The 23,600-nt window shown below is 46.8% G+C and carries 25 protein-coding genes; 8 read left to right on the forward strand and 17 right to left on the reverse strand.

Annotated features, from left to right (window positions below; translation table 11 throughout):
* Nucleotides 1–314: 314 nt before the first annotated feature.
* Together LCM29_RS12575 and LCM29_RS12580 are read right to left on the reverse strand one after the other, a co-directional pair.
* Complete coding sequence (locus LCM29_RS12575) at nt 315–1,487, reverse strand: PstS family phosphate ABC transporter substrate-binding protein (protein ID WP_224863214.1); 1,173 nt, start codon at nt 1,485–1,487, stop codon at nt 315–317.
* A gap of 39 nt (nt 1,488–1,526) precedes the next feature.
* The gene (locus LCM29_RS12580) at nt 1,527–2,465 is read right to left on the reverse strand and encodes a nucleotidyltransferase-like protein (protein WP_224863216.1); all 939 of its coding nucleotides are present in this window, start codon (nt 2,463–2,465) and stop codon (nt 1,527–1,529) included.
* A 103-nt stretch (nt 2,466–2,568) separates the two neighbouring features.
* On the opposite strand from LCM29_RS12580, the gene LCM29_RS12585 reads away from it, so the two are divergent.
* Entirely contained in the window at nt 2,569–2,928 is a 360-nt protein-coding gene (locus LCM29_RS12585) for a YgzB family protein (protein WP_015880902.1), read from the forward strand.
* Nucleotides 2,929–2,964: 36 nt separating this feature from the next.
* Here LCM29_RS12585 and perR read toward each other — a convergent pair whose 3' ends face one another.
* Nucleotides 2,965–3,396 (reverse strand): peroxide-responsive transcriptional repressor PerR, encoded by a 432-nt coding sequence (gene perR, locus LCM29_RS12590; protein WP_031421138.1) that lies wholly within the window; start codon nt 3,394–3,396, stop codon nt 2,965–2,967.
* Nucleotides 3,397–3,587: 191 nt separating this feature from the next.
* On the opposite strand from perR, the gene LCM29_RS12595 reads away from it, so the two are divergent.
* The 3 genes from LCM29_RS12595 to LCM29_RS12605 all read left to right on the forward strand — a co-directional run bounded on the left by LCM29_RS12595 (nt 3,588) and on the right by LCM29_RS12605 (nt 6,687).
* Nucleotides 3,588–4,886, forward strand: coding sequence for a glutamate-1-semialdehyde 2,1-aminomutase (locus LCM29_RS12595; RefSeq protein WP_224863218.1), 1,299 nt, complete (start codon nt 3,588–3,590; stop codon nt 4,884–4,886).
* A gap of 119 nt (nt 4,887–5,005) precedes the next feature.
* Nucleotides 5,006–6,238: an MFS transporter gene (locus tag LCM29_RS12600; protein ID WP_224863220.1), complete on the forward strand. Its 1,233-nt coding sequence runs from the start codon at nt 5,006–5,008 to the stop codon at nt 6,236–6,238.
* A gap of 53 nt (nt 6,239–6,291) precedes the next feature.
* Nucleotides 6,292–6,687: a thiol-disulfide oxidoreductase DCC family protein gene (locus LCM29_RS12605; RefSeq protein ID WP_224863222.1), complete on the forward strand. Its 396-nt coding sequence runs from the start codon at nt 6,292–6,294 to the stop codon at nt 6,685–6,687.
* 34 nt (nt 6,688–6,721) lie between these two features.
* Here LCM29_RS12605 and LCM29_RS12610 read toward each other — a convergent pair whose 3' ends face one another.
* From LCM29_RS12610 to mutY, 4 genes are all read right to left on the reverse strand, one after another.
* On the reverse strand, nt 6,722–8,470 hold the full coding sequence (locus LCM29_RS12610) for an ABC transporter ATP-binding protein (RefSeq protein ID WP_224863224.1): 1,749 nt from the start codon (nt 8,468–8,470) through the stop codon (nt 6,722–6,724).
* 39 nt (nt 8,471–8,509) lie between these two features.
* Entirely contained in the window at nt 8,510–9,052 is a 543-nt protein-coding gene (locus tag LCM29_RS12615; protein WP_015880896.1) for a DUF402 domain-containing protein, read from the reverse strand.
* 89 nt (nt 9,053–9,141) lie between these two features.
* Nucleotides 9,142–9,567: a hypothetical protein gene (locus tag LCM29_RS12620; RefSeq protein ID WP_214876453.1), complete on the reverse strand. Its 426-nt coding sequence runs from the start codon at nt 9,565–9,567 to the stop codon at nt 9,142–9,144.
* Nucleotides 9,554–10,588, reverse strand: coding sequence for an A/G-specific adenine glycosylase (mutY, locus tag LCM29_RS12625; protein WP_224863227.1), 1,035 nt, complete (start codon nt 10,586–10,588; stop codon nt 9,554–9,556). Before mutY ends, LCM29_RS12620 begins: the two co-directional genes overlap by 14 nt.
* A gap of 88 nt (nt 10,589–10,676) precedes the next feature.
* Here mutY and LCM29_RS12630 point away from each other — a divergent pair, with 88 nt between their 5' ends.
* Complete coding sequence (locus LCM29_RS12630; RefSeq protein WP_026826711.1) at nt 10,677–11,660, forward strand: metal-dependent hydrolase; 984 nt, start codon at nt 10,677–10,679, stop codon at nt 11,658–11,660.
* Nucleotides 11,661–11,686: 26 nt separating this feature from the next.
* On the opposite strand, the gene LCM29_RS12635 is transcribed toward LCM29_RS12630, so the two are convergent.
* Nucleotides 11,687–12,220: a YceI family protein gene (locus LCM29_RS12635; protein ID WP_224863229.1), complete on the reverse strand. Its 534-nt coding sequence runs from the start codon at nt 12,218–12,220 to the stop codon at nt 11,687–11,689.
* 223 nt (nt 12,221–12,443) lie between these two features.
* Here LCM29_RS12635 and adh point away from each other — a divergent pair, with 223 nt between their 5' ends.
* The 3 genes from adh (at nt 12,444) to LCM29_RS12650 (ending at nt 15,174) form a co-directional block, all read left to right on the forward strand.
* Nucleotides 12,444–13,964, forward strand: coding sequence for an aldehyde dehydrogenase (adh, locus tag LCM29_RS12640; protein WP_214747121.1), 1,521 nt, complete (start codon nt 12,444–12,446; stop codon nt 13,962–13,964).
* 1 nt (nt 13,965) lies between these two features.
* The gene (locus LCM29_RS12645) at nt 13,966–14,328 is read left to right on the forward strand and encodes a DUF779 domain-containing protein (RefSeq protein ID WP_214785663.1); all 363 of its coding nucleotides are present in this window, start codon (nt 13,966–13,968) and stop codon (nt 14,326–14,328) included.
* A gap of 120 nt (nt 14,329–14,448) precedes the next feature.
* On the forward strand, nt 14,449–15,174 hold the full coding sequence (locus tag LCM29_RS12650) for a nuclease-related domain-containing protein (protein WP_224863232.1): 726 nt from the start codon (nt 14,449–14,451) through the stop codon (nt 15,172–15,174).
* 39 nt (nt 15,175–15,213) lie between these two features.
* On the opposite strand, the gene LCM29_RS12655 is transcribed toward LCM29_RS12650, so the two are convergent.
* The 9 genes from LCM29_RS12655 to LCM29_RS12695 all read right to left on the reverse strand — a co-directional run bounded on the left by LCM29_RS12655 (nt 15,214) and on the right by LCM29_RS12695 (nt 23,584).
* The gene (locus tag LCM29_RS12655) at nt 15,214–16,284 is read right to left on the reverse strand and encodes an ABC transporter substrate-binding protein (protein ID WP_214822244.1); all 1,071 of its coding nucleotides are present in this window, start codon (nt 16,282–16,284) and stop codon (nt 15,214–15,216) included.
* Nucleotides 16,281–17,075, reverse strand: a complete 795-nt coding sequence (locus tag LCM29_RS12660; RefSeq protein WP_074033109.1) for an ABC transporter permease — start codon at nt 17,073–17,075, stop codon at nt 16,281–16,283. The genes LCM29_RS12655 and LCM29_RS12660 overlap by 4 nt, the downstream gene beginning before the upstream one ends.
* Nucleotides 17,072–17,893, reverse strand: a complete 822-nt coding sequence (locus tag LCM29_RS12665) for an ABC transporter permease (RefSeq protein ID WP_074033108.1) — start codon at nt 17,891–17,893, stop codon at nt 17,072–17,074. The genes LCM29_RS12660 and LCM29_RS12665 overlap by 4 nt, the downstream gene beginning before the upstream one ends.
* Entirely contained in the window at nt 17,880–18,986 is a 1,107-nt protein-coding gene (locus LCM29_RS12670) for an ABC transporter ATP-binding protein (protein ID WP_224863233.1), read from the reverse strand. Before LCM29_RS12670 ends, LCM29_RS12665 begins: the two co-directional genes overlap by 14 nt.
* A 21-nt stretch (nt 18,987–19,007) precedes the next feature.
* Nucleotides 19,008–19,547, reverse strand: coding sequence for a helix-turn-helix domain-containing protein (locus LCM29_RS12675; RefSeq protein WP_214747136.1), 540 nt, complete (start codon nt 19,545–19,547; stop codon nt 19,008–19,010).
* A gap of 151 nt (nt 19,548–19,698) precedes the next feature.
* Nucleotides 19,699–19,968, reverse strand: a complete 270-nt coding sequence (locus LCM29_RS12680) for a YfhJ family protein (RefSeq protein WP_074033105.1) — start codon at nt 19,966–19,968, stop codon at nt 19,699–19,701.
* Nucleotides 19,965–20,279, reverse strand: a complete 315-nt coding sequence (locus LCM29_RS12685) for a YfhH family protein (protein ID WP_074033104.1) — start codon at nt 20,277–20,279, stop codon at nt 19,965–19,967. Before LCM29_RS12685 ends, LCM29_RS12680 begins: the two co-directional genes overlap by 4 nt.
* 71 nt (nt 20,280–20,350) lie before the next feature.
* Complete coding sequence (locus LCM29_RS12690; RefSeq protein WP_224863235.1) at nt 20,351–21,529, reverse strand: RtcB family protein; 1,179 nt, start codon at nt 21,527–21,529, stop codon at nt 20,351–20,353.
* A gap of 9 nt (nt 21,530–21,538) precedes the next feature.
* Nucleotides 21,539–23,584, reverse strand: a complete 2,046-nt coding sequence (locus tag LCM29_RS12695) for an ABC transporter ATP-binding protein (protein ID WP_224863237.1) — start codon at nt 23,582–23,584, stop codon at nt 21,539–21,541.
* Nucleotides 23,585–23,600: the final 16 nt, after the last annotated feature.

A 23,600-nucleotide genomic window follows, 5' to 3' on the forward strand; every position in this document is an offset into this window, starting at 1 on the left:
TCCAAAGAATTTGATATAGCTCTTAAATTGACGAAGCTTGCGCTTCATTCAAAAATTGTAAAACTTATTTTTGCCTCATCGTTCAGTTTTCAAAGTTCGTCTGTCGCTCTTGGCGACTTCATTAATCTATCACGTTTCAATTGTTTTCGTCAACAACTTTTTTCACAAATTGTTTTTCTGAAATAATCTTTTGCCGTGACAACGTTTATAACTATAATCTCTATTTACCACTTCGTCAATACAAAAAACAATAAAATTAAAAAAAAGATTTACTCTTCGCTGATAAGACGAAAAGTAAACCTTGATCACCTGTTTCATTTAAGACGAACGTAACCCGTCTTTTCGACCAACACCTGTCCATCCTCGCTACCTAACCATTTTAGAAAAGCATCATATTGTTCTGCTTTTTCTTCCGTAGTGACTGCGTAGAATTCAGAGGTCAGCGGATAAGATCCGTCTTGAATCGTTTTAACAGTTGGTTCGATTCCTTCTATACGAAGTAACTTGATTTTATGATCATTCACCATTTCTGTCGCATAGTATCGGAATGAGAATCCAATCGCATTTTTATGATTTCGATACGATGAGGCTTGTTGAATGATTCCACCCATTCCTTCAGGGACATCTTCAACCGGTGCTTCCATCAACTTCCGTTCACCCATCATCTTTTGCAACGCTGTTTGACTACCGCTATCCTCTGGTCGTTGGAAAGCACGAATGGTTTCGGAGTCGCCACCGACCTCTTTCCAATTGCGAATGTCACCCGCATAAATTCCACGGACTTGTTCCATCGTCAAAGATTCGACCGGATTATCTTCATGAACGAAGAAAACAAATGCTTCTCTACCAACAGGTGTCATATGTAGAGATACGTCCTTTTGCTTGGCGACTTGCAACTGACGATCGGACGGACCCGCGACAAAAATCAAGTCCGTTTGATTGTTCATCAATCGACTGTATGCTTCTGGCGTTGTTGTCGAGACGACTTTACTCACTTGATCATTATACGGGTCATATGTTCCGGAGTTTGGATACACCGCTTCGACGAATGAAGCATACATCGGGTAAAGGGCTGTCGCACCATCCAATCGTGGCACGCCGTTCACGAATGAAACGGATGTTGGATGATTCAATTTCGCCAATCGATCTGAGTTCGTAAACGGCTGATAGTCAACCAACTCTACACCACGCTCTTCAATTTTTAAATGATCTTGATACATGTAGTACCCTTTGACAGAAGCGAATACAAGAACACCTGATAAAACTCCCCAACCGAGGACCCGTTTCACTTTATGGTTCGTTAAAGGAGAAAAATCGTAAAGCCCCATACATACAATCAACAGAGCCGCCATATACCAAATCGTCCAAAGAATGGGGCGTCCTTGTGTAATCGGGTCCCCCATCGTAAAAAGAGCGACAACGACGGAAATCACAAACGTGACAAATAGAATGAAAATCGTTCCGATGCTAAACTTCAAAAATTTCATGCGACATATCGTCTCCTCATCATGCTTACATAAGGGAAATTAGGCAATCTCATAAAGTACCGCCTCTACTCCAACTCCCTTTGTCGGTCTCGTGACCGTACGAACATATCCTTTTCTCACTAAAAATCCGATGATACTTCCGAGGTCGACACGAAGCTCATTTAAGTTTGGATGATCCATCAATTCAGAGAACGTCCAAGCCCCATCTTTCTCTTGCATCGTCTGAAGTAACAATAGTGTGCCGGGCAACACTTTTGATTGAATCAAATGTTCCATTCCAATCACGACAAGATGGATTCGTTGTTCAAGTGTCTCTTGTCCCCCGACAAGTTCTTCGTGCAGCTTATAAATTTCCAGATCGATTGCTCGGACTTGTTCCCACAAAACAATTTCAGGATGAATTCCAGCCTCTAGAATCGAAAGTCGCGCCAAGTGTGTGAGCGCATGGTGAATCTGGGTAAAGGCGTCTTGGAATTCGCCTTCTAAAAATAAGTAGCGACCATCTTCAAAACGACGCAATAGTTTCGCAAACGAAAGCGACAGTTGAAGACGTTGTTCTCGATTCGTCAAATTACGATTTCGTTGTCGCAATTCTAAGATGTATTCATTCCGTTCAAATAGAACAATTCCGTCTTCAATCCAATGAATCGCGCGTCGGTTTTCATTTAAGACGATCCATCTGTCCATCATCGAGTCACTAACGACGTGCAAGACGATTCTTTCTTGACCGACCTGATAATGTTTTACCGTCCAAAATGGATCCGGTCTCGCTTCAATGACAATGAGCAGACGGTCCGATTGATCCGTCAACGGATCACGTGCTCGTTTTTTCTTCACTTCAATAATTCCAAGTGTTGTTTTTAATGCAGCATATTCTGAATAAATAGTGCGAGTCGCATATTCCATCGTCATCTGGACCCCTTCTCTCCCAATCGTAAGTTGACTATATATGACGATTGTCATTTTCGATACGAACAAGATTCGCCCTCTTTTCAAAAAACTCCTGCCGAAAAAGTGCAGGAACTTCTCACTCGTTTGAAGATGAGCTATGATAGAGACAGACTATTGGAGGGATTCACTTATGAAAAAACGGGGGAACAAAATCAACCGTGCACGTAATATAGCATTACTCCTGATTTTTGGCGGAATCGGTGTCATGTATCTTGGACTTCTCGCCAAATCCATTACTTGGCTCATGATTATTTTTATGCTTCTTGGATTTATCATGGTGCTGGCAAGCTCTGCCCTTTACTTCATCGTCGGGATGGCCTCGACAAAAGCAATCATCGTCACGTGTCCGAACTGTGAGAAAGAGACAAAAATGCTCGGGCGCGTCGACTTATGTATGCATTGTGATGAACCGCTCACAATTGACCGCTCACTTGAAGGTAAAGAGTTTGATGAAAAATATAACAAGCGTCAGTCGCAACAAACGGACTGATACAAAAAACCACATCCGAATATTCGGATGTGGTTTTTAATGTGTTTGTGATTGCTCAGATTGGCAGGACGGGCACGTTCCGTACACTTCAAGACGGTGACGATCGACTTTGAACCCCGTCAATTGAGATGCGACCGATTCAATTTCATCTAATACCGGATAGTTGAAGTCGACGACTTTCCCACACGTGTCACAAATGATGTGATAGTGTTTCGACGTCACAAAATCAAAGCGACTTGAGGCGTCCCCATAGTTCATCTCTTGAACGAGACCCACTTCTTTAAAGACGCGCAAGTTGTTATATACAGTGGCCACACTCATGTTTGGAAACCGTGCGGCAAGTGCCTTATAAATGTCATCCGCTGTCGGGTGACTGTGCTCCGTGACGAGGTACTCCAAAATGGCCTGGCGCTGAGGCGTCATTCTGACTCCATGTTCTCGGAGCGACTGAACAGCATGGTCAAGCATTTCGCTTCCCACGTCAATCCCTCATTTCTTCTATAAAATTCATGCGAAATAGTTTTGAACATTAACTTATTTCTTACATAGTAATCTTTATAAATAGTGTACTGATTTCTCAACTACTCGTCAAACACTGAGCTTATGCGGTTGACGGCTATGATACAATAAGTGCGAATTTGAATAAGGAGGCAATACATATGACTACTTCATCAAATCGTAAGTCATCCGATGCATTATACCAAGATGCACTCACTCACATCGTCGGAGGTGTCAACAGTCCATCCCGCTCATTTAAAGCGGTCGGTGGCGGCGCCCCTGTTTATATGGAACGCGGCGAAGGTGCCTATTTTTATGATGTAGACGGCAACCGTTACATCGATTATTTGGCGGCATACGGTCCAATCATTACGGGCCATGCCCACCCACACATTCATGAAGCGCTTATGAACGCTTCTTCAAAAGGTTTATTATACGGAACACCTCACCGTCTTGAAGTCGAGTTTGCCAAGAAACTAAAACAAGCCATTCCTTCTATGGATAAGGTACGATTCACCAACTCTGGAACAGAAGCCGTGATGACGACAGTTCGAGTCGCCCGTGCTTATACCGGTCGTGAACTCGTTGTGAAATTCAGCGGTTGCTACCACGGACATTCGGATCTCATGCTGATTGCAGCAGGTAGTGGTCCGGCAACACTCGGTTCTCCAGACTCAGCAGGTGTGACAAAAGCCACAGCTAAAGAAGTCATCACCGTCCCATTCAACGACGTCGAAGCGTATCGCGAGATGATGAAGGAATGGGGTGACCAGGTCGCATGTGTTCTCGTCGAGCCGATTGTCGGGAACTTCGGAATCGTAGAACCGAAGCCAGGTTTCCTCCAGGCTGTTAATGACATCACGCACGAACATGGCGCTCTCGTCATCTATGATGAAGTCATCACAGCATTCCGCTTCACATATGGAAGTGCCCAACAAGTATACGGAATCGAACCGGATATGACGGCACTTGGGAAGATTATTGGTGGTGGTCTACCAATCGGTGCTTATGGCGGAAAAGCCGAAATCATGGAGACGGTCGCACCACTCGGACCAGCGTATCAAGCCGGCACAATGGCAGGAAATCCGGCCTCGATGGCGACGGGAATCGCGTGTCTGGAAGTGCTCGAACAACCTGGCGTTTATGAGAAGTTAGACACGCTCGGTGCACGACTTGAGGCAGGGATCCGTGAAGCGGCAGAGAAACATGGCGTGACCATCACGCTCAACCGTTTGAAGGGAGCGCTCACGGTATACTTCACGGATGAAATCGTCACTGATTATGAGGGTGCTGAAAAATCGGACGGTGAAAAGTTCGGACGCTTCTTCAAGTTGATGCTTGAAAACGGCGTGAACTTGGCTCCATCGAAATATGAGGCATGGTTCCTCACAACAGAACATACGGAACAAGATATCGACAAAACAATCGAAGCGGTCAACCGCTCGTTTGCACAATTGTGAGAAAGAGATGCGTGAGCATCTCTTTTTTCTTTGTTTAAAAGGGGACATCTTTACCAAAAGTGTCTCTTTTTATTGAGCACCGTCCCCCATTACAGTAGAACCAAGGAGGTGCTCATAATATGAAATTTAAGAATTTTCCATTAAACGTCCGCTTGCGACTCGTTTGTGGATTTTGCATTCGAATCGTCGGCTCTGCCATTTTCCCATTCATGGCGCTCTACTTTTCAGAAGAACTTGGTAAAGTGCCCGCCGGAATCATCATGACGTCATTCGTGATCGTCGGCTACTTGACCGGCCTATTCGGTGGGTACTTCTCCGATCGGTTCAATCGGAAAGTTATCTTACAAATTGGTCAGGTGATTCAAATCATCTGTTTTCTTGGTATGACCGTCGCCATTCACCCATCGAACAACTGGGCACTCGTCGTCGCCATCCTTTACTTCGGGCATGCCGTGTCGAACGGATTGAACTATCCGGCACTCGAGGCGATTGTCATCGATTCGATGGAAGAGTCGAATCGAAAAGCCATCTATGTATATGACTATTGGCTCGTCAATTTGGCCATCGCAGGAGGCGTCATGCTTGGAGGTGCCTTTTATCGAGACCATCGCTTCGCTCTCTTCATCGGCATGACAATCGTTCTTACAATCACGACGATTGTACTTCAACGTTATTTGGTCGATACGTATACTGGGAACCGTTCGACTCCGTCAAATCCGATTCACGGGGTTATCGAAAACTATAAAATCGCGTTGCGCGATCGTCGTTGGATCACCTTCGTCCTCGGAAGTATGCTCGTCTTTTCGACCGAGTTTCATATGGCGAATTACATTGGTGTCCATTTAGCCGAGTCATTTGAAAGTCGACAAATTTTCGGAATACCATTTGACGGAGTACGCATGATGGCTTTTATGCAACTTGAAAACACGTTGCTCGTCGTCGCCATCACGTTCGCCGTCACCGCATTCGTCAAGCGGTTTAAAGAGAAAGCCGTCTTCTTCGTCGGATTATCGTTGTACGTGACGGCCTATGCTGCCATCACATCGATGAATTCCTTCATCGTTCTCGCTGCACTTGCAATCACCTTTACGATTGGTGAACTTCTCTACTCTCCGATTCGACAAGTGAAACAAGTCGATTTGCTCGACCCTGAGCGACGCGCTTCTTATCTTGCATTCGGCGGCCTGACGTTCCATGGTGCCAAACTCGTCGCGGCAGCCGGTATCGTCGTCGGTGCGTTCATCGGTCCTATCTTCATGAGCGGGTATATCTTTATCTTTGGTGCCCTCGGTGCTTACTTGTATTATGTATCGCTATATAAGATGCAACCCGCTCGCCAACTCGCGGCTTGACGTTTAACATGAAGACAAAACGGTAAAACAGTACGATGAAGGAGGCGAAGCACTTGCCTGCGATTGTGTTATTCGATGGAGACTGCAACTTTTGCGATGCCAGTGTCCAGTTCATTATTCGTCACGACCGACATGCCTCGATTTACTTTGCATCGCTCCAAAGCGAGGTCGGTCATTCGTATCGAGCACGACACCGAATCCCACAATCAGTCGACAGTATCGTCTACATTGAAGAAGGTGTCCCTTACTTGAAATCAGACGCAGCGATTCGGATTGCCGAGCACCTTGATGGCCGTTGGCGCCTGCTCCGGTTCATCCGATTCGTACCCAAATGGATTCGTGATCGCGGATATGATCTCTTCGCCAAACATCGGACACGTCTATTCGGGAAGAAGGAAGTGTGCACGCTCCCTTCCCCCGATGTGCGTAAACGATTTTTAGACCACTAAAAAAGTCGAGCCCTATACGGCCTCGACTTTTTCGTTATTCCACTACGGCTAAATCTTGAATCATATACAAATCATAATAGGCACCACGACGACGCATCAGTTCTTCGTGCGTTCCTGTCTCCATGATTTGTCCGTTCTCGACAACGACGATTTGATCGGCGTCGGTGATCGTCGACAAGCGATGGGCAACGATTAACGTCGTCCGCCCTTTCGTCAGACGAGCAAGCGAGTCTTGAATCATCGCTTCACTCTCTAAGTCGAGCGCACTCGTCGCCTCATCTAAAATCAAAATCGGAGGGTTCTTCAAGAACACACGCGCGATTGCAAGTCGTTGCTTTTGTCCCCCGGAGAGCTTGACACCTTTCTCCCCGACCGGTGTCGCATATCCGTCTTGCAGTTTCGAGATAAACTCATGGGCGTTAGCCGCCTTCGCCGCTGCGATGACTTCTTCGTCCGTCGCATCCGGATTCCCCATGCGGATGTTCATTGCGACCGATTCACTGAAGAGGACGGAGTCCTGCATAACCATTCCAATCTGGTCACGAAGCGCACGCAATTTGAAATCACGTACATCGACCCCGTCGATTTTGATACTTCCATCCGTCACGTCATAGAAGCGTGGAATCAGACTGACCAGTGTGGACTTTCCGCCACCGGACATCCCGACGAATGCTACGCGTTCCCCAGAACGAATTTGAAGGTTCACATCGTTCAATGCTCGTGTTCCGTCCTGCTCATATGAAAAGCTCACATGCTCAAGATCGATTTTACCCGCTGTCGACAGTGGGACGAATCCGTTCGGCTTCTCCTCGATATCATATGTCTCATCCAAGAATTCAAAAACACGGTCCATCGAAGCGACCGACTGCGTGAGTGTCGTCGCCGAGTTGACGAGACGCCCGAGCGGCGCATACAGACGGTCAATATAAGCAATGAATGCAACGAGCGTACCGAGCGTCACCTGTTCTTGAATAACGAGCCACGACGCCGTTGTGAAGATGAGGATTGGCGCGATATCAGTGATGGTGGACACGACGACATACGTTTTGGCGTTCCAACTCGTATGTTTAAGCGCCGCATTCAAGAACCCGCCGTTCTGTTGTTCGAACGCCTTGTTTTCATATGGCTCTAGCGCAAAACTCCGAATGACCGCCATCCCATTCACACGTTCTGTCAAATGTCCCTGAAGATCAGCGAGCGCTGCCGAGCGTTCACGCGTCAAACGACGCAATCGCCCGTAAAAATAACGGACCGCAAATGCATAGAACGGAAGTGGTAAGATGGCGATCAGTGTGAGTTGTGGATCAATCGTGTACATGATTCCAATAGCGATGAAAATCGTAATCATATCGAGCCAAATATTCATCAAGCCGGTGATGACGAAGTCTTTCGTCTGTTCCACGTCGTTGATGATCCGCGAAATGATTTGCCCCGTCTTATTGTTTGAATAAAAGCGAAGCGACAACTTCTGGACGTGATCGAACAGTCTGTTCCGTACATCGAACAAGACACGGGTCGCGGCCCACTGCGCCAAATATTGACGCAAGTATTCAATCGGCGGCTTGAGAACGAGAAAGACGAAGAAGACGATACTGAATAACCAGACAAGCGTCGTATAGTCCTGTCTCGGCGCATCATCACCTAAATAATTATCAATGACATATTTATAAAGTAACGGTAATCCGAGCGGAATCGAAAACTTTAAAATCCCGACGGAAATCGTTAGGGCAATTTGTTTTTTATATGGCTTAACAAATTGCAGATAACGTTTAATACTACCCATAGTTCCTCCTTCATTAAGAAAAAAAGCGGAGATGAGGAATCATCTCCGGTAACGTGCTTCGTATTCGCGATACCATTCATCGACGAATGTTGGGTTGAACGGCCCTTTCCGTCCTCGAATCCAGTTGATCAGTTCTTGCACGTTCTGCTTCAAGATTCGATCAATCGCTTTCGGATAATTCATCTCGCGACGATGCCGCTCATATTCATCTTCATCTAAAATCGTATACGACATATCCGGGAACACCTTGATGTCCAAATCGTAATCGATATATTTGATGGCACGTTCATCCCCATCAAATGTAGTCGGCGAACCTAGATTACAGTAGTAGTAAATCCCGTCTTCGCGAATCATACAGATGACATTGAACCAATACTCAGATGAAAAGTAGCAAATTGCCGGCTCACGCGTTCTCCATTGCCGACCGTCTGACTCACTGACCATGATGCGGTCGTTGAATCCGATCATATCCGTTTTTGACGACTGAAGGACGAGCGTTTCTTCCCAAACGCGATGCAAAGTTCCGTTGTGCTTGTAGCTCTGTATCTCGATTTTGCTACCTGCTTTGGGAAATAAGCTCATAAGCTCCTCCTTTCCGCTGTGATGCTATACAATTCTCATATTTAATTATAGCGACTTTCAGAACCAATGAAAAAGGAAATCTCTTATTTTCATGAATTTAGTGTTTTTTGGAAGGCCCGTGCCCGTTCCTGAAACATCGGACGAAGCACGAAATATTCGACGAGTATGTTCGGAACATAGCTATCGAACGTCACTTCGTCAATCATGACCGCCTTTCCGTCACGCGACTCGACTCGATGCACATGTGTGAACCGCTTGAACGGAAACGGCAGTGCCTTTCCTTGATCACAGAACGCCCGGTTTCCTGAAATCGTGATGGCACTATTCCAAGGCAATTCTATTGGACCGACCCCTATTAACAACTTCACTTCATTGCCTTCGACCGAGGCACCATCCCCCACTAGACGTACTTTAGGAAACTTTGTCAGCTTCGTCAAAAGCGAAGCATCCTGTAATAGATCCCATAGCGTATCAATCGTCGTATCGTATGTCGACTCTACATCAAATCGTCTCACTTTCACCACCTGCCAATCGTTCTAGTTTTTGTTGAGCCACAGAAACCGTCTTCACCTCGCGCTCTGAGGCGTCTAACCAGACGACATCATCGGTCGGGAGCGTATCGACTCGATATAAATCGATATACCAGACGATATGGGAGAAGACGTGTTTCACTTGCCCGAGATAAGTTCCGTTTACCTGTTCCCCCGTTCCTCGTTCTGTAAGCGGATATTGCCACATCCCAGCGAGTAGTCCTTTGTCCGGTCGTTGTTCATAGGCGACTTTCCCGTCTTTTTCGATGCATAGCGCGTCATACATTTCGACACGTGCCGCTCCTTTTTTCGTTTTGACCGGCAGCTCATCTTGTACGTGATGGGCATACGCATAACACGTATCTTGGACCGGACAGAGCGAGCACATCGGATTTTTCGGTGTACAGACCGTCGCCCCTAATTCCATGACGCCTTCATTAAAATCGGACGCATGAGTCGGGTCCATCAAACGACGAACGACTTGTTCAAAAAGTTTACGCGTCTTCGGTACAGCGATATCGTCATAAATCCCGAATTGTCGGGACATGACGCGCATGACGTTCCCATCGACCGCTGGTTCCGGTTGATTGTAAGCAATCGACAACACCGCTCCCGTTGTATAGGGTCCGACTCCCTTCAACTTTTCAAAACGTTCCTTCTCTTCGGGTACGATGCCATCATAAACAGAAGCGACTTCTTTGACCGCCTCGTGTAAGTTTCGAATGCGGGAGTAATAACCGAGCCCTTCCCAATATTTGACGACTTCGTCTGTTTCAGCAGAAGCGAGCGCCTCAAGTGTCGGGAAGCGTTCCATGAAACGGTTGTAATATGGGATGACCGTGTCGACCCGCGTCTGTTGTAACATGACCTCACTCACCCAGACGCGATATGGATTTTTCGCATGACGCCAAGGTAAATCACGCTTTTCACGATTGAACCACGTGACCAATCCCTCATTGAATTGATGAATATTATAATTTGTGAACAATTTATCAAGATTAAGCATTGTGTTTCCCCTCGTTTTAAAAATATTGTATGATTATTAAGAACAGATGACGTGATTTTGTATATATTGATGGAGGTGCTGAAGCACATTGGATACTGCGACACACATTGGTATGGGACTTGGTTTAAGTGCCATCGCGACGCTCAGCCCGGAAGTGTCAGGTGATGCACAGATGTTTCTGGCCATGACAGCGACGGCTCTCGTCGGCTCGCATGCCCCAGACTTCGACACCGTCTTTAAGTTAAAAGGAAATAGTACGTATTTACGCCAACATCGCGGTCGTTCACATGGAATCACCGCACTGCTTGCTTGGCCGATTATCGTCAGTGCCGTCATCGGTACGGTGCTTGGCGTCAATCCCGCCTCCCTATGGGTCATGGCACAAATCGCTGTGTTGTTACACGTCACGGTCGACTTGTTCAACGCTTACGGGACGCAAGCGCTACAGCCATTTTCGAAAAAATGGATCGGCTGGGGTGTCATCGGAACGTTTGATCCGTACTTGTTCTCTGCTTATTACGGTGCATATGCATTATGGATGATAACCGGTGCGACTGTCCCTATTTTTGCATTGCTCATTGCGCTTGTCATTAGTTACTATGCAATTCAGTTTAAATTGCGTAACCGTGCGCTCGCTACCGTGGCACGACACTTTGCCGGTGCACATGAACTATTTATCTCACCAGGAATCGGTTGGGATGATTGGCACGTTGCCGTCCGTTTCCGCGATGGTCTCGGAGCCGTGAAAGTGAAGAAAGGGAAAGTCATCGAGTGTGGTCGCTTCCGCGACAAACCGATGCCTGGAGAAGAAGATCTACATTTCGTCGAAGCTCGAAAAAATGCAGATTTACAAGCGTTCCTCGAGTTTTCAAAAATTCACACGTATACCGTGACACGCCATAACGGAATGATTGAATATCGTTTCACGAACTTACGTTATTTCTCAAAAAATATGTATCCGTTCGTCGCTGTCGTCATCGTAGACGAACAGTCAAACGAAGTATTATCTTCCTTTACTGGTTGGGTATTCAGTGAAGACAGCCTTCAGAAAAAACTAGTATACGAACAATAAAAAGTCGCTCAGATGAGCGACTTTTCTTATGCCTCGGCTTCAGTGAACTGCAGCTCAAACTCAAATTTGACTTTCTTATCGACGAGGACACCTCCCGCTTCGAGCGCTTGGTTCCATGTCAATCCATAATCTTCTCGGTTGAGAGAACCTTCCCCTGAGAAAGCGTGTTTCATGTTACCCCATGGATCTTTTGCACTTCCCTCATACTCGACTTCGAACGTTTCTTCCCGTGTCGTTCCTCGAATCGTCAAATCCCCTGTCAATTCAAACTCACCGCCGCCTTTCGAGCGGAATGATGTCGATTGAAACACGATACGTGGATATTCTTCTGCATTGAAGAAGTCTCCTGAACGGAGGTGATTGTCTCGATCCGAATTGTTTGTATCCACGGATGCTGCCTGAATCGTCACTTTTACGCTCGCATTTGCCAAGTCGTTCGGGTCTCCGTTCGCTTCGATATCAAACTCTTTAAATTCGCCTTTTACCTTTGAAATCATCATATGTTTAACGGTAAAGGTGATGGAACTGTGCGCCGGGTCAACTTGATATGTCTTCGCCATGTTAGTTCACTCCTTATAGGTAATTGAATGATGTACACAATGTACTGATTACCACAAATCTTGACTTCAAAACGTTTTTTCAAAAGATCGACAAATTATTGTCAAAAAATTTTGACTTTTATCACAACAAACCGTTACGATGAAAAAAGGGAGTCGTTCGCTTACTTAAAAATGTAAGCGCATACATAACTCCTCTATCTCGTATGAAAAGGGAGGAACGAACATGATTTATGAAGTACCGAACTCAGCAGGAACGAAAGTACAGTTTAAGGACCGTTACGAGAACTTTATTAACGGAAAGTGGACCGCACCGGCTGGTGGAGAATACTTTGAAAACACATCTCCTGTAAATGGGAAAGTATTATGTGAAGTCGCCCGCTCAACGAAAGAGGATATTGAACTCGCATTGGATGCTGCACATGCAGCAAAAGAGGATTGGGGCAAAACGTCCGTCGCGGAACGTTCTGTCATCTTGAATAAAATTGCTGATCGCATGGAAGAGAATCTCGAGATGCTCGCATATGCAGAAACATGGGAGAATGGTAAAGCAGTTCGGGAAACGCTCAATGCCGACCTTCCGCTCGCGATTGATCACTTCCGTTACTTCGCCGGTGTGATTCGTTCACAGGAAGGCGGAATCAGTGAACTCGACAACGATACAGTCGCCTATCACTTCCATGAACCGCTCGGTGTCGTCGCTCAAATCATTCCGTGGAACTTCCCAATCTTGATGGCGGTATGGAAACTTGCTCCGGCACTCGCAGCTGGAAACTGTGTCGTCTTAAAACCAGCCGAACAAACACCTTCTTCGATCATGGTCCTCATGGAACTCATTGAAGACTTATTGCCACCAGGTGTCGTCAACATCGTAAACGGTTTCGGTCTTGAGGCAGGTAAACCGCTCGCATCGAGTGACCGTGTCGATAAAGTCGCCTTCACAGGAGAAACGACGACGGGACGCTTAATCATGCAGTACGCTTCACAAAACATCATCCCGGTCACACTCGAGCTCGGTGGAAAATCTCCAAACATCTTCTTCGCAGATATCATGGAAGCCGATGATGATTTCTTCGATAAAGCGATTGAAGGTCTCGTCATGTTCGCCTTGAATCAAGGGGAAGTATGTACGTGTCCGTCTCGTGCATTAATTCAAGAATCCATCTATGACAAGTTCATGGAACGCGTGCTTGAGCGCGTCAAAGCGATTAAACTTGGCAATCCGCTCGATTCAGACGTTATGATGGGTGCACAAGCATCGAACGAACAAATGGAGAAAATCCTCTCTTACCTTGAAATCGGGAAAGAAGAAGGCGCAGAGTGTCTCATCGGTGGAGAACGCAACATGATGGATGGAGACCTCGCGGATGGATATTACATTCAACCGACCATCTTCAAAGGTCATAACAAAATGCGCATCTTCCAAGAAGAGATTTTCGGACCGGTCTTATCGGTGACGACGTTCAAAGATGATGCGGAAGCACTCGCCATCGCGAACGATACGCTCTACGGACTTGGGGCAGGCGTGTGGACACGTGACATGAACCGTGCCTACCGGTTCGGTCGTGAAATCCAAGCAGGTCGCGTCTGGATCAACTGCTACCATTCATACCCGGCACATGCTGCTTTCGGTGGGTATAAAATGTCTGGGATTGGTCGCGAGAACCATAAGATGATGCTTGGTCATTATCAACGGACGAAAAACATGCTCGTCAGCTACAGCGAACAAAAGCTCGGGTTCTTCTAAGATGGTGAAACGAGTCGAGGCCACCCCCGCCGCGCTCGAACTGATCGAACGTCTAAAATCGAAACACGGTCCACTTCTATTTCATCAATCGGGAGGATGCTGTGATGGAAGTTCACCCATGTGCTTTCCACGCGACGAGTTCATGGTGGGCGATCATGATGTGCTCCTTGGTGAAATTGGAGATACCCCATTCTATATCCACGAGAAACAATATGATTATTGGAAGCATACACAACTCATTATCGATGTGGTCGATGGTCGAGGCGGTATGTTCTCCCTCGAGGGTGTCGAAGGAAAACGATTTTTAGGACGTTCTCGAGTCTTTACAGAAGAAGAGCGTGAAGCGCTAAAGCATGAAATATGATCACAAGGACCCATTTCGATGGGTCCTTTCTCATTTCAAAAAAACGATTCTCCTCAATTGTAAAAAATATACATATATGATTGATTTCTTATGTATAGTGGAGAAAAAGGGAGGCATTCGATGACTACATTACTCACCGAATTATTAGAGAATATATTTGTGACCTTGCTTGTGATCTTCACCCCGATTTTTCTCGTACTCGCATCCATCATCGTCTATAAGGTTAGACGCTACAAACGAAGTCAATACTATGAACAGACACGGCATTCATATGTCAAAGTCGTTCAAGATACAGGACTTTATGGTGAATATTTGTGTGTGGCAGACATCGAGTCAACATTCTCTCAACCGCTCATATTGACGAATCTTTATTTGCCTCATCCCTCAAAGAAAGATCGAACAACAGAAATTGATGTCGTCTTCATCAATCAGGCTGGAATCCACGTCATTGAATCCAAAAATTATAGCGGATGGATTTTTGGGCGTGCACGTGACCAATACTGGACGCAGACACTTCCCCGTCGTAGAAAACATCGCTTCTTCAACCCAATCAAACAAAATGAATTACACCTGAAAGCCATTGAGCAAGTTCTCGGACTCGACCGAACACATCTCCATTCATGGATTGTATTCAGCAATCGATCTACACTGAAACAAATTGAGTCATCAGACGTTCCCGTTTTGAATCGTCAACAATGGGCTAAACAGTTGACCACGTACCAAGATTTCGTCTTCGACCAAGATGAACAAATACAACTATATGAGACCTTATTATCTTTCACACAAGTCGACGCAGCTATCATGATGAAACATGTCGAGGACATCGAATCAGCCTATAAGCGGTAAAAAAACATCCCCCACTCGTAATGAGTGAGGGATGTCTTATCATTTGCTCTGCATTTTAAAACGTAAATACAGTTCATTATAGTAAGCGTTCATCCGCTTCCCTAAGTTTTCATATACTTCAAGTTCTTGCGTCACTTCACGAGATGGATAGAATCGCTCATCTGATGTGACTTCTTCATCTAAAAACTCGAGCGCGGCTTCGTTCGGTGTCGAATAGCCGACATAGTCCGTATTACGGGCTGCAATCTCGGCATCTAGCATGAAATCGATGAATTGATGCGCACCGTCCACATTTTGTGCCGTGCTCGGAATGACGAGGTTATCGAACCAGAGATTCGTCCCCTCTTCTGGAATGACATACGTCAGTTCTTCATTTTCGTACATGATTTCCGACGCATCTCCAGACCACACGACAGCCGCTGCCGCTTCACGGTTTGCCATCAACATTTTAATTTCATCCCCGACGATTGCTTTGATGTTTGGCCAAAGCGTCTCTAGCTTTTGTTCCGCTTCAATCAACTCATCTTTGTTCGTTGTATTGAGAGAATAGCCGAGCGAGTTCAAGCCGAAGCCCATCACTTCTCGTGTTCCGTCTGCAAGAAGGATGTCATTTTCAAGCGGCATCTCCCACAAGTCGTTCCACGATGTGATTTCACCATCGACCATTTCGGGATTATAGACAATCCCGACCGTTCCCCAGAAGTAAGGAACCGAGTACTTGTTACCTGGGTCGAACGATTTGTCGAGAAAGCGTGGATCGATGTTATCGAAATTCTCAAGCTTCTCGTAGTCGATTGGAAGCAACAAGTCCTCTTCAATCATCTTACTAATCGCATAGTCTGAAGGGACAGCTACATCGAACGCTGTACCCCCTTGCTCAATTTTCGTGAGCATCGCTTCGTTCGAATCGAACGTCTGATAGACAACTTTTAGTCCACTCTGTTCTTCGAACTCCCCAATCAAATCCTCATCGATATAGTCTCCCCAGTTATAGACGACAAGCGTATTGTCGCCACCAAACCCTTGCGCAGCGTTCAATTGCTGAATCCAAAGAAGGAGACCGAAGCTGACAATCAACGGAACAGCCAGCATGATGATTAATTTTTTCATCGTCTAACCTCCTTTGCTCCTCGTTGCGCCAACACATAATATCCAATGACAAGGATGAGGGTGAAGACGAACAAAATCGCAGATAACGCGTTGATTTCAAGCGAGATTCCTTGACGAGCCCGTGAGTAGACTTCTACCGCAAGTGTCGTGAACCCGTTCCCTGTCACGAAGAACGTGACTGCAAAGTCATCTAACGAATACGTGAGTGCTGTGAAGAATCCGGCGAACACACCTGGTGTGATATACGGGAGAATGACTTTCGTCAACACATCCCATGTACTTGCCCCTAAATCACGCGACGCATCGATCAGCGTCGGGCTCATCTCTTGAAGTTTCGGCAACACCAAGATGACGACAATCGGAACCGAGAACGCGATGTGCGACAAGAGAACCGAATAGAAGCCTAACTGAATCCCGAGCATCGTGAAGAGAATCAAGAACGATGCCCCGATGATAACGTCCGGACTGACAATCAAGACGTTGTTCAAAGACAACAGGGATGTCTTCGTATACTTTTGTTTCGCCGTATAGATGGCGAGCGCCCCGATGACACCGAGCACGGTCGAAATTGTCGCCGATAATAGGGCGATGACGATTGTGTTCAAGACGATGACAAGAAGTCGCGTGTCCGTGAAGAGTGACTTGTACCACTCAAGGGTGAATCCTTCGAAGTTACTCATCGTCCCGCCGCTGTTGAACGAGTAGAAGACGAGATATAAGATTGGCGCGTATAAAATGAAGAACACGGCCGCCAAATATAGGTTTGATAGTTTGAATCGTTTACGTTTCATCGACGGACCGCTCCTTTCGCACCCCAGTCACGCGTGATGACCATGACGAGAACCATCGCCAAAATCAAGAAGACGGCAATCGTAGATCCCATCCCCCAGTTTTGCGTAACGAGGAATTGTTGTTCAATCGCCGTACCGAGCGTGATGACACGGTTTCCTGCGATCAGGCGTGTGATCATGAAGAGTGACAACGCCGGAATAAAGACAATTTGAATCCCTGACTTGACGCCGTCAAGCGTCAACGGGAAGATGACACGTCGGAACGTCGTCCAGTTCGATGCACCTAAGTCGCGTGATGCATAGACGAGAGATGGTGGTAATTTTTCAATCGCGTTGTAGATCGGCAAAATCATGAACGGAATGAAAATGTATACCGAGACGAAGACGAAACTGAAGTCCGTGAAGAGAATCTGCTTCGTCCCAATCCCAATCGCCTCTAAAAACTGATTCGTGATGCCGTACGTTCCAAAAATCCCGAGGAACGCGTACGCTTTTAATAACAAGTTAATCCATGACGGAAGCAAGATGAGCAAGAGCCACAGCTGTTTATGCTTCGTCTTCGTCAACAAATACGCCGTCGGGTACCCGACGAGTAGCGAAAAGAACGTAATCAGGAACGCGTACCAAAATGATGATAACGTCATCGACAAGTACGTCGAAGAGAAGAACGTCTGATAGTTTTCTAAACTCAAGTTCCCGTCGATATCAAAAAACGAGTAATAGACGACGAGGACGAGTGGCGCGACGACGAATAAGGCAATCCAAATCCAATATGTCGTCAAATATACCGTCTTTGCGGTCTGGTTAGTTTGATTCATGAGGGACCTCCTCATAGGATTCGAGACGACGGTCGAACTCTTCTTCTGTCTCTCCTAATCGCATGACGTGAATCGCTTCCTCATCAAACGTCAATCCGATTTTTGATCCGACGGTCGACTTCTTCGTCGAGTGAACGAGCCACTCGTTCCCTTCTTGGTCGTAACAGCAAATCTCATAGTGAACGCCGCGGAACAGTTGTGAATCAACATCGACAATCAATTTCGCAGAATCGATGGATGTCATCTCCAAGTCTTCCGGACGAATGATAACCTCTACTTTTTCGTTACGGTCAAACCCTTGGTCGACGCAATCGAACGTTTTGCCAGCGAACGTGACGACATTGTCTTCTGGCATGACACCCGGTACGATATTCGATTCTCCGATGAAGTCTGCGACGAAGCGGTTAATCGGTTCGTCGTAAATATCAGTCGGCGTCCCACTCTGAACAATTTTCCCGTTGTTCATGACGAAAATCTCATCGGACATCGCGAGCGCCTCTTCCTGGTCGTGTGTGACGAAGATGAAGGTGATGCCGAGACGTTGTTGCAACTCACGTAATTCATATTGCATTTCTGTACGAAGTTTCAAATCTAAGGCAGACAACGGTTCATCGAGGAGGATGACCTCTGGCTCGTTCACGATTGCACGGGCGATGGCGACACGTTGACGTTGTCCACCTGACATCTCATCGATTTCGCGCGAGCCGTATCCTTCTAAGTTAACAAACTTGAGAGCTTGCTCCACTTTCGCTTTAATGTCTGCTTCTTTCAACTTTTTAATGCGGAGACCAAACGCGACATTTTCAAATACGTTCAAATGAGGAAACAGCGCATAATCTTGAAACACGGTGTTCACTTGTCGTTTGTTGGCGGGTACATCGTTGATTCGCTTCCCACTGAACTGAATATCACCTTCAGTCGCGTCGGTAAATCCGGCGATGAGACGTAGGATTGTCGTCTTCCCACATCCCGATGGACCGAGAAGCGTATAAAACTTCCCACGCTCAATCTCAAAACTGATATCTTCTAGGACGACAGTGTCGTCGTAACGCTTTGACACGTGGTCAAAACGAATAATTGTCTCTGCATTCATGCTGTTTCCTCCTCTATTGACTTATAAATAAGAATGGGTCGCTACGATGAGACATTCACTTTCGCCATCGTGATCGTTGACGAGTTGGTGTGAATCCGAGGCGACATAATACATTGTTTCCCCTGCTTTAGCGAAATAAGTGTGATGACCTAACTTCAGCGCCACTTTGCCGGACAAGACGTATACCAATGTCTCTGAACGGGAAGGTTCATATTGCTTAAATTCTCCGTTTTTGAAAAATGTGACGAGAATCGGCTCCATCTCTTTTTCATTTGATTCTGGAATGAGCCACTCCGTCCGATATTTTCGTTCCTCATCCGTATATGTGGTGCGGTCATCGACGGTGTATACGACCTTTTGATTCAAATCTTCATCGAAGAACTCTTTTGGTGAACTTCCAAGGACGCTCAACAAATCAAATAACGTCTCTAATGAAGGAGAGCTTAAATCACGTTCGATTTGAGAGATGTATCCTTTACTCAAATCCGTACGCTCCGCTAACTCCTCTTGGGTCAATCCTTTTTTTATCCGGAGTCGCTTAATGTTTTGACCTACTTCCAACGACTGAACGCCTCCTTCTAGTTTAGTGAAACATGAGTTCAACTAAAGAAAGTTTATCTATACTATACTTACAAGCAAACTATTAGCGACCTTCATTATAACGAACTGAATGAGAATTGCAAATAAAAAATCACGCCGCAACGGACGTGATTCAATGTAAATTTCGTTTTGACATCAAGTGCTTAAACTTCTCGTTCTTCGTTTGGAACAAATGGAGCTGTGCGCCGTATGCATCAATCTGTTGAATGACGTATTGAAACGCTTTCGCTTCTCCTGGATACGGTTCGCCTGCCTTGGCGAGCGACGTCTCAAAGTCTTCCCATAGCACTTCGACCCATGTGATGGCTTCCGAATCGTTTAGCACGTCATTCTTCTCTTTTAGAATGGCCGCGAGTCGCTCGTATTGTTCGTTTCGGTTCATCGTTTCACCTCCGACAGTTCAGAGAGTGGGATGGCGCGTTCTGTCATGTCCCCTTCAAACGTACCCCAACCCATGACACCGTTGACGAATTTTAAGCGGAACGGTTGGTCGTTGTAGTTGACGACATATGTTTCACCGGGACGAAACGATGTCGGGTCGACCAAATAGCTTTCGGCAATCGCAATCCGTCGAAGGACAACTTCGATTTCGCTGACCATGCCCATTTGTTCAGCCTTCCGCTTTCTCTCATGCAAGGCTTGAATCTCTTGCTCTAACTCATATTTCGATAAATCACTTAACCGCTTTTCCATTTCGTTCACCTCGATGTAAGCGTATCAGATTTTGCGAAAAAAAGAAAAAGGCGAGACTGAGTGAAATTCACTCAGTTCGCCTTGAAGTTGTACAACGGTTTGATGACTTGATCGATGCTGACCGCCGGTTCGATGTAACGGATAATCTCTTTCATCGATTTGTAGACGAATGGTGACTCATCCACGGTCGACGGTCGAACCGATGTCGACCATACGCCTTCCATCGTACGTTTGAATTCTTTGAAGTCGACGCGTTTGCGCGCGGCTGAACGGGACATGATCCGACCTGCTCCGTGAGGACCAGAGAAGTTCCAGTCCGGGTTCCCTTTCCCCGTACAGATGAGCGAACCGTCTCGCATATTCATCGGAATGATGACACGCTCTCCTTCTTGCGCGGAGATGGCTCCTTTACGCAGAATCATTGCGTCATGGTCGATATAGTTGTGAACGGTGTCGAATTGATTGACGACGTTCCACTTCATTGCTTCCACGATCACATCTGTCATCGCTCGACGGTTCGCTGCTGCGTATTGTTGGGCGATTCGCACGTCATGCATGTAATCGTCCATATCCTCCCCTTCGACATAAGCCAGGTCACGGAATGGTTTCCGCGCTTCACGTTCCGCTTCCAGATACGTCGAGATGTCTTGCTGCCGTCCAGCGGTCTTCAAACGCTCGATTGCTTCTTTTACATCGTTCGTTTCCATCATGTGTTGAATCGCGCGCTCTTGATAATGGTCGGCAATCTGTACCCCGAGATGGCGCGAACCCGAATGAATGACGAGAAACGTACGTCCCTGGTCATCCCGGTTCACTTCAATGAAATGGTTCCCCGAGCCGAGCGACCCGACCGAGCGCAAGGCGCGGTCGAGTTTATACGGCGCTCGAACCGCTTCAAGCGGAAGTTCAGACGCGTACGGATGAACCGTCTCGCGAATGTTCATCCCGCTCGGTACAAGTTCACGGATCACGTCATCGAGTCGCTGAAAGTCGATTCGTTTGGCTTTGATTTCAGTACAAAGCATCCCACATCCTAAATCGACACCGACCAAGTTTGGTACGACTTTATCGTGAATCGTCATCGTCGTGCCAACGACCGACCCTTTCCCAGCGTGCATATCTGGCATGATACGAATCGATGCTCCTTCTGTGAACGGTTGGTCGAGAAGGGTTTGAATCTGATTCCGCGTCATGTCATCGATACGTTCATTGAATACTTTGGCGCGGTTATATTTCCCCGTGATTTCCATGTGACCTCCTTAACTGATCGCTTGTTGCTTACTTTGTAATTCGTGCATTCGGGCATAGACGCCACCGAATTCGATGAGCGACTGATGATTCCCACGTTCGATGATTCGACCATGGTCGAGAACGAGAATTTGATCCGCTTCCCGAATCGTCGAGAGTCGGTGGGCGATGACAAACGTCGTTCGACCGAACGTGAGTGTTTTGAGTGCTTCTTGAATCAGTGCCTCGGTCTCCGAGTCGACACTCGCTGTCGCCTCATCGAGGACGAGGATGGCCGGGTCAAAGACGAGGGCGCGAGCGAAACTAATCAACTGTCGTTCCCCACTTGAAAGGGAAGCACCACGTTCAATCACCGGTTCATCGATTCCTTTTGGCAACTGCTTCACAAAACGATCCGCCCCTACGGCTGTCAGTGCTTTCCATACTTGGTCATCTGTAATGGATTCATCTCCAAGTGTGATGTTTGTACGAATCGTCCCAGTGAAGAGAAACGGGTCTTGCAAGACAATTCCGAGATGGTCTCGTACCGCCTGAGTCGGCAGTTTCGTCACATCCATTCCATCGATGCGGAGAACACCTTTTGAGGGGTCATAAAAGCGCATGAGCAAGTTCATGATCGAACTCTTCCCACTGCCTGTATGTCCGACAAGGGCAATCGTCTCACCCGGAGCCGCGTGTAGTTCAATCTGTTGTAACACTGGTTTCCCAGCTTCATAACTGAATGTCACGTCATCAAAGACAACTTCCCCTTTAAATCGTGGAATGCGTTCCGATGAGACCGGCTCTCCTTTTTCATCGAGCAACTGGAACATCCGGTCGGCCGATACGAGCGCTTGTTGAAGCGGTGATAACTGGTTCATGATTTGTGTCACCGGCTCAAAAATACGCGAGACGTAATCGATATAGGCATACAAGATCCCGAGTGTCAGGATGCTTCCCCCACCGAGTGTTTGCGCCCCGACGAACCAGATGAGTAAGGCGAGCGCCATGTTTCGGAAAAAGTTGACCAAGTTATGACTCATTAACGCATCCAATTTCAACAATTTCCGTCTCGTTTGGAAGTTGTCACTGTTCTTCTCATTAAACTCGTCATAGACGAGATCTTCGCGGACGTACGATTGAATGATCGGCATCGTCTGAATGCTTTCATTCAACTGTGCATTCATGTCTGCGACGAGCGCACGGACGCGGAAGTTATTTTTCGTCGAGAAACGCTGGAACAATTTGATCCAGACGATGACGACCGGGATGATGATGAGTGAGACGAAGCCTAGACGTACGTCTAGGAAGAACATCGCAATCAGTACCCCAATCATCATGACGACGCTTTGGAAGACGCGGGCAAGCACCCCTAAATACAGGTCTCGAATCGTCTCCGTGTCGTTCGTGACACGACTGACAATTTTCCCGATCGGCGTCTGATCAAAATATCGTACCGGGATCGTTTGTAGATGCTTCATCACGTCGAGACGCATCGTTTTCACGATACTGTGCGCCGAACGTTGCAAGAGCATCTGTTGTCCCCAGTTCAATCCGGCTGCGAGTAGCAATAGGACGACATAGAGACCAGATAACATGAGCACCGCTCGTAAATCTGTCTGATAAAACTGGAACACGTCGGTCGATGAGAGCGAGACGATATTTTCATACGTCGCCGTCTCATCTCCTCGTGTAATCGTCAGCACGTCTCCTTCGACGTCTCGGATCCCACCGCTCATCACTGCATCAGGGACGAGATAGTATCCGTCCGTCGTTTGCACGATGGAGACGGGCTGAACCACGTCTTGCCCGTCAAGCCTCGTTTCTTTCTCGTACGAGTTTCCATCAAAGGAAACGCTACCGCCAGACTCGACTTGAACCCAATCACGTTCGATGGCGACGATATGCTCATCGATAATGATTTTGGCGATATACGGTCCGGCAAGTTCTGCACCGACCGCTAAAAAGAGTAATGTCAATCCGAGGAAGATCGAGCGTTTCACTTGTTTGGCGTACCCAACGAGTGAACGGATCGTTTTCTTCCGACGGACTGGATCTAATTCATATTGATCGATCATGAGAGATTCCCCCTTT

The organism is Exiguobacterium aestuarii (assembly GCF_020171655.1).
In the GTDB taxonomy this organism is placed as follows: Bacteria; Bacillota; Bacilli; order Exiguobacteriales; family Exiguobacteriaceae; genus Exiguobacterium; species Exiguobacterium aestuarii_A.

What these genes read in the sequence shown, in the direction of transcription:
- LCM29_RS12695 (WP_224863237.1), bottom strand. Translation starts at nt 23,584, where the DNA reads ATGATCGATCAATATGAATTAGATCCAGTCCGTCGGAAGAAAACGATC.
- LCM29_RS12645 (WP_214785663.1), top strand. Translation starts at nt 13,966, where the DNA reads ATGGTGAAACGAGTCGAGGCCACCCCCGCCGCGCTCGAACTGATCGAA.
- LCM29_RS12595 (WP_224863218.1), top strand. Translation starts at nt 3,588, where the DNA reads ATGACTACTTCATCAAATCGTAAGTCATCCGATGCATTATACCAAGAT.
- LCM29_RS12615 (WP_015880896.1), bottom strand. Translation starts at nt 9,052, where the DNA reads ATGAGCTTATTTCCCAAAGCAGGTAGCAAAATCGAGATACAGAGCTAC.
- LCM29_RS12575 (WP_224863214.1), bottom strand. Translation starts at nt 1,487, where the DNA reads ATGAAATTTTTGAAGTTTAGCATCGGAACGATTTTCATTCTATTTGTC.
- LCM29_RS12690 (WP_224863235.1), bottom strand. Translation starts at nt 21,529, where the DNA reads ATGGAAATCACGGGGAAATATAACCGCGCCAAAGTATTCAATGAACGT.
- LCM29_RS12585 (WP_015880902.1), top strand. Translation starts at nt 2,569, where the DNA reads ATGAAAAAACGGGGGAACAAAATCAACCGTGCACGTAATATAGCATTA.
- mutY (WP_224863227.1), bottom strand. Translation starts at nt 10,588, where the DNA reads ATGCTTAATCTTGATAAATTGTTCACAAATTATAATATTCATCAATTC.
- LCM29_RS12655 (WP_214822244.1), bottom strand. Translation starts at nt 16,284, where the DNA reads ATGAAAAAATTAATCATCATGCTGGCTGTTCCGTTGATTGTCAGCTTC.
- LCM29_RS12635 (WP_224863229.1), bottom strand. Translation starts at nt 12,220, where the DNA reads ATGGCGAAGACATATCAAGTTGACCCGGCGCACAGTTCCATCACCTTT.
- LCM29_RS12685 (WP_074033104.1), bottom strand. Translation starts at nt 20,279, where the DNA reads ATGGAAAAGCGGTTAAGTGATTTATCGAAATATGAGTTAGAGCAAGAG.
- LCM29_RS12650 (WP_224863232.1), top strand. Translation starts at nt 14,449, where the DNA reads ATGACTACATTACTCACCGAATTATTAGAGAATATATTTGTGACCTTG.
- LCM29_RS12670 (WP_224863233.1), bottom strand. Translation starts at nt 18,986, where the DNA reads ATGAATGCAGAGACAATTATTCGTTTTGACCACGTGTCAAAGCGTTAC.
- LCM29_RS12660 (WP_074033109.1), bottom strand. Translation starts at nt 17,075, where the DNA reads ATGAAACGTAAACGATTCAAACTATCAAACCTATATTTGGCGGCCGTG.
- LCM29_RS12680 (WP_074033105.1), bottom strand. Translation starts at nt 19,968, where the DNA reads ATGAACCGAAACGAACAATACGAGCGACTCGCGGCCATTCTAAAAGAG.
- LCM29_RS12600 (WP_224863220.1), top strand. Translation starts at nt 5,006, where the DNA reads ATGAAATTTAAGAATTTTCCATTAAACGTCCGCTTGCGACTCGTTTGT.
- adh (WP_214747121.1), top strand. Translation starts at nt 12,444, where the DNA reads ATGATTTATGAAGTACCGAACTCAGCAGGAACGAAAGTACAGTTTAAG.
- LCM29_RS12665 (WP_074033108.1), bottom strand. Translation starts at nt 17,893, where the DNA reads ATGAATCAAACTAACCAGACCGCAAAGACGGTATATTTGACGACATAT.
- perR (WP_031421138.1), bottom strand. Translation starts at nt 3,396, where the DNA reads ATGCTTGACCATGCTGTTCAGTCGCTCCGAGAACATGGAGTCAGAATG.
- LCM29_RS12610 (WP_224863224.1), bottom strand. Translation starts at nt 8,470, where the DNA reads ATGGGTAGTATTAAACGTTATCTGCAATTTGTTAAGCCATATAAAAAA.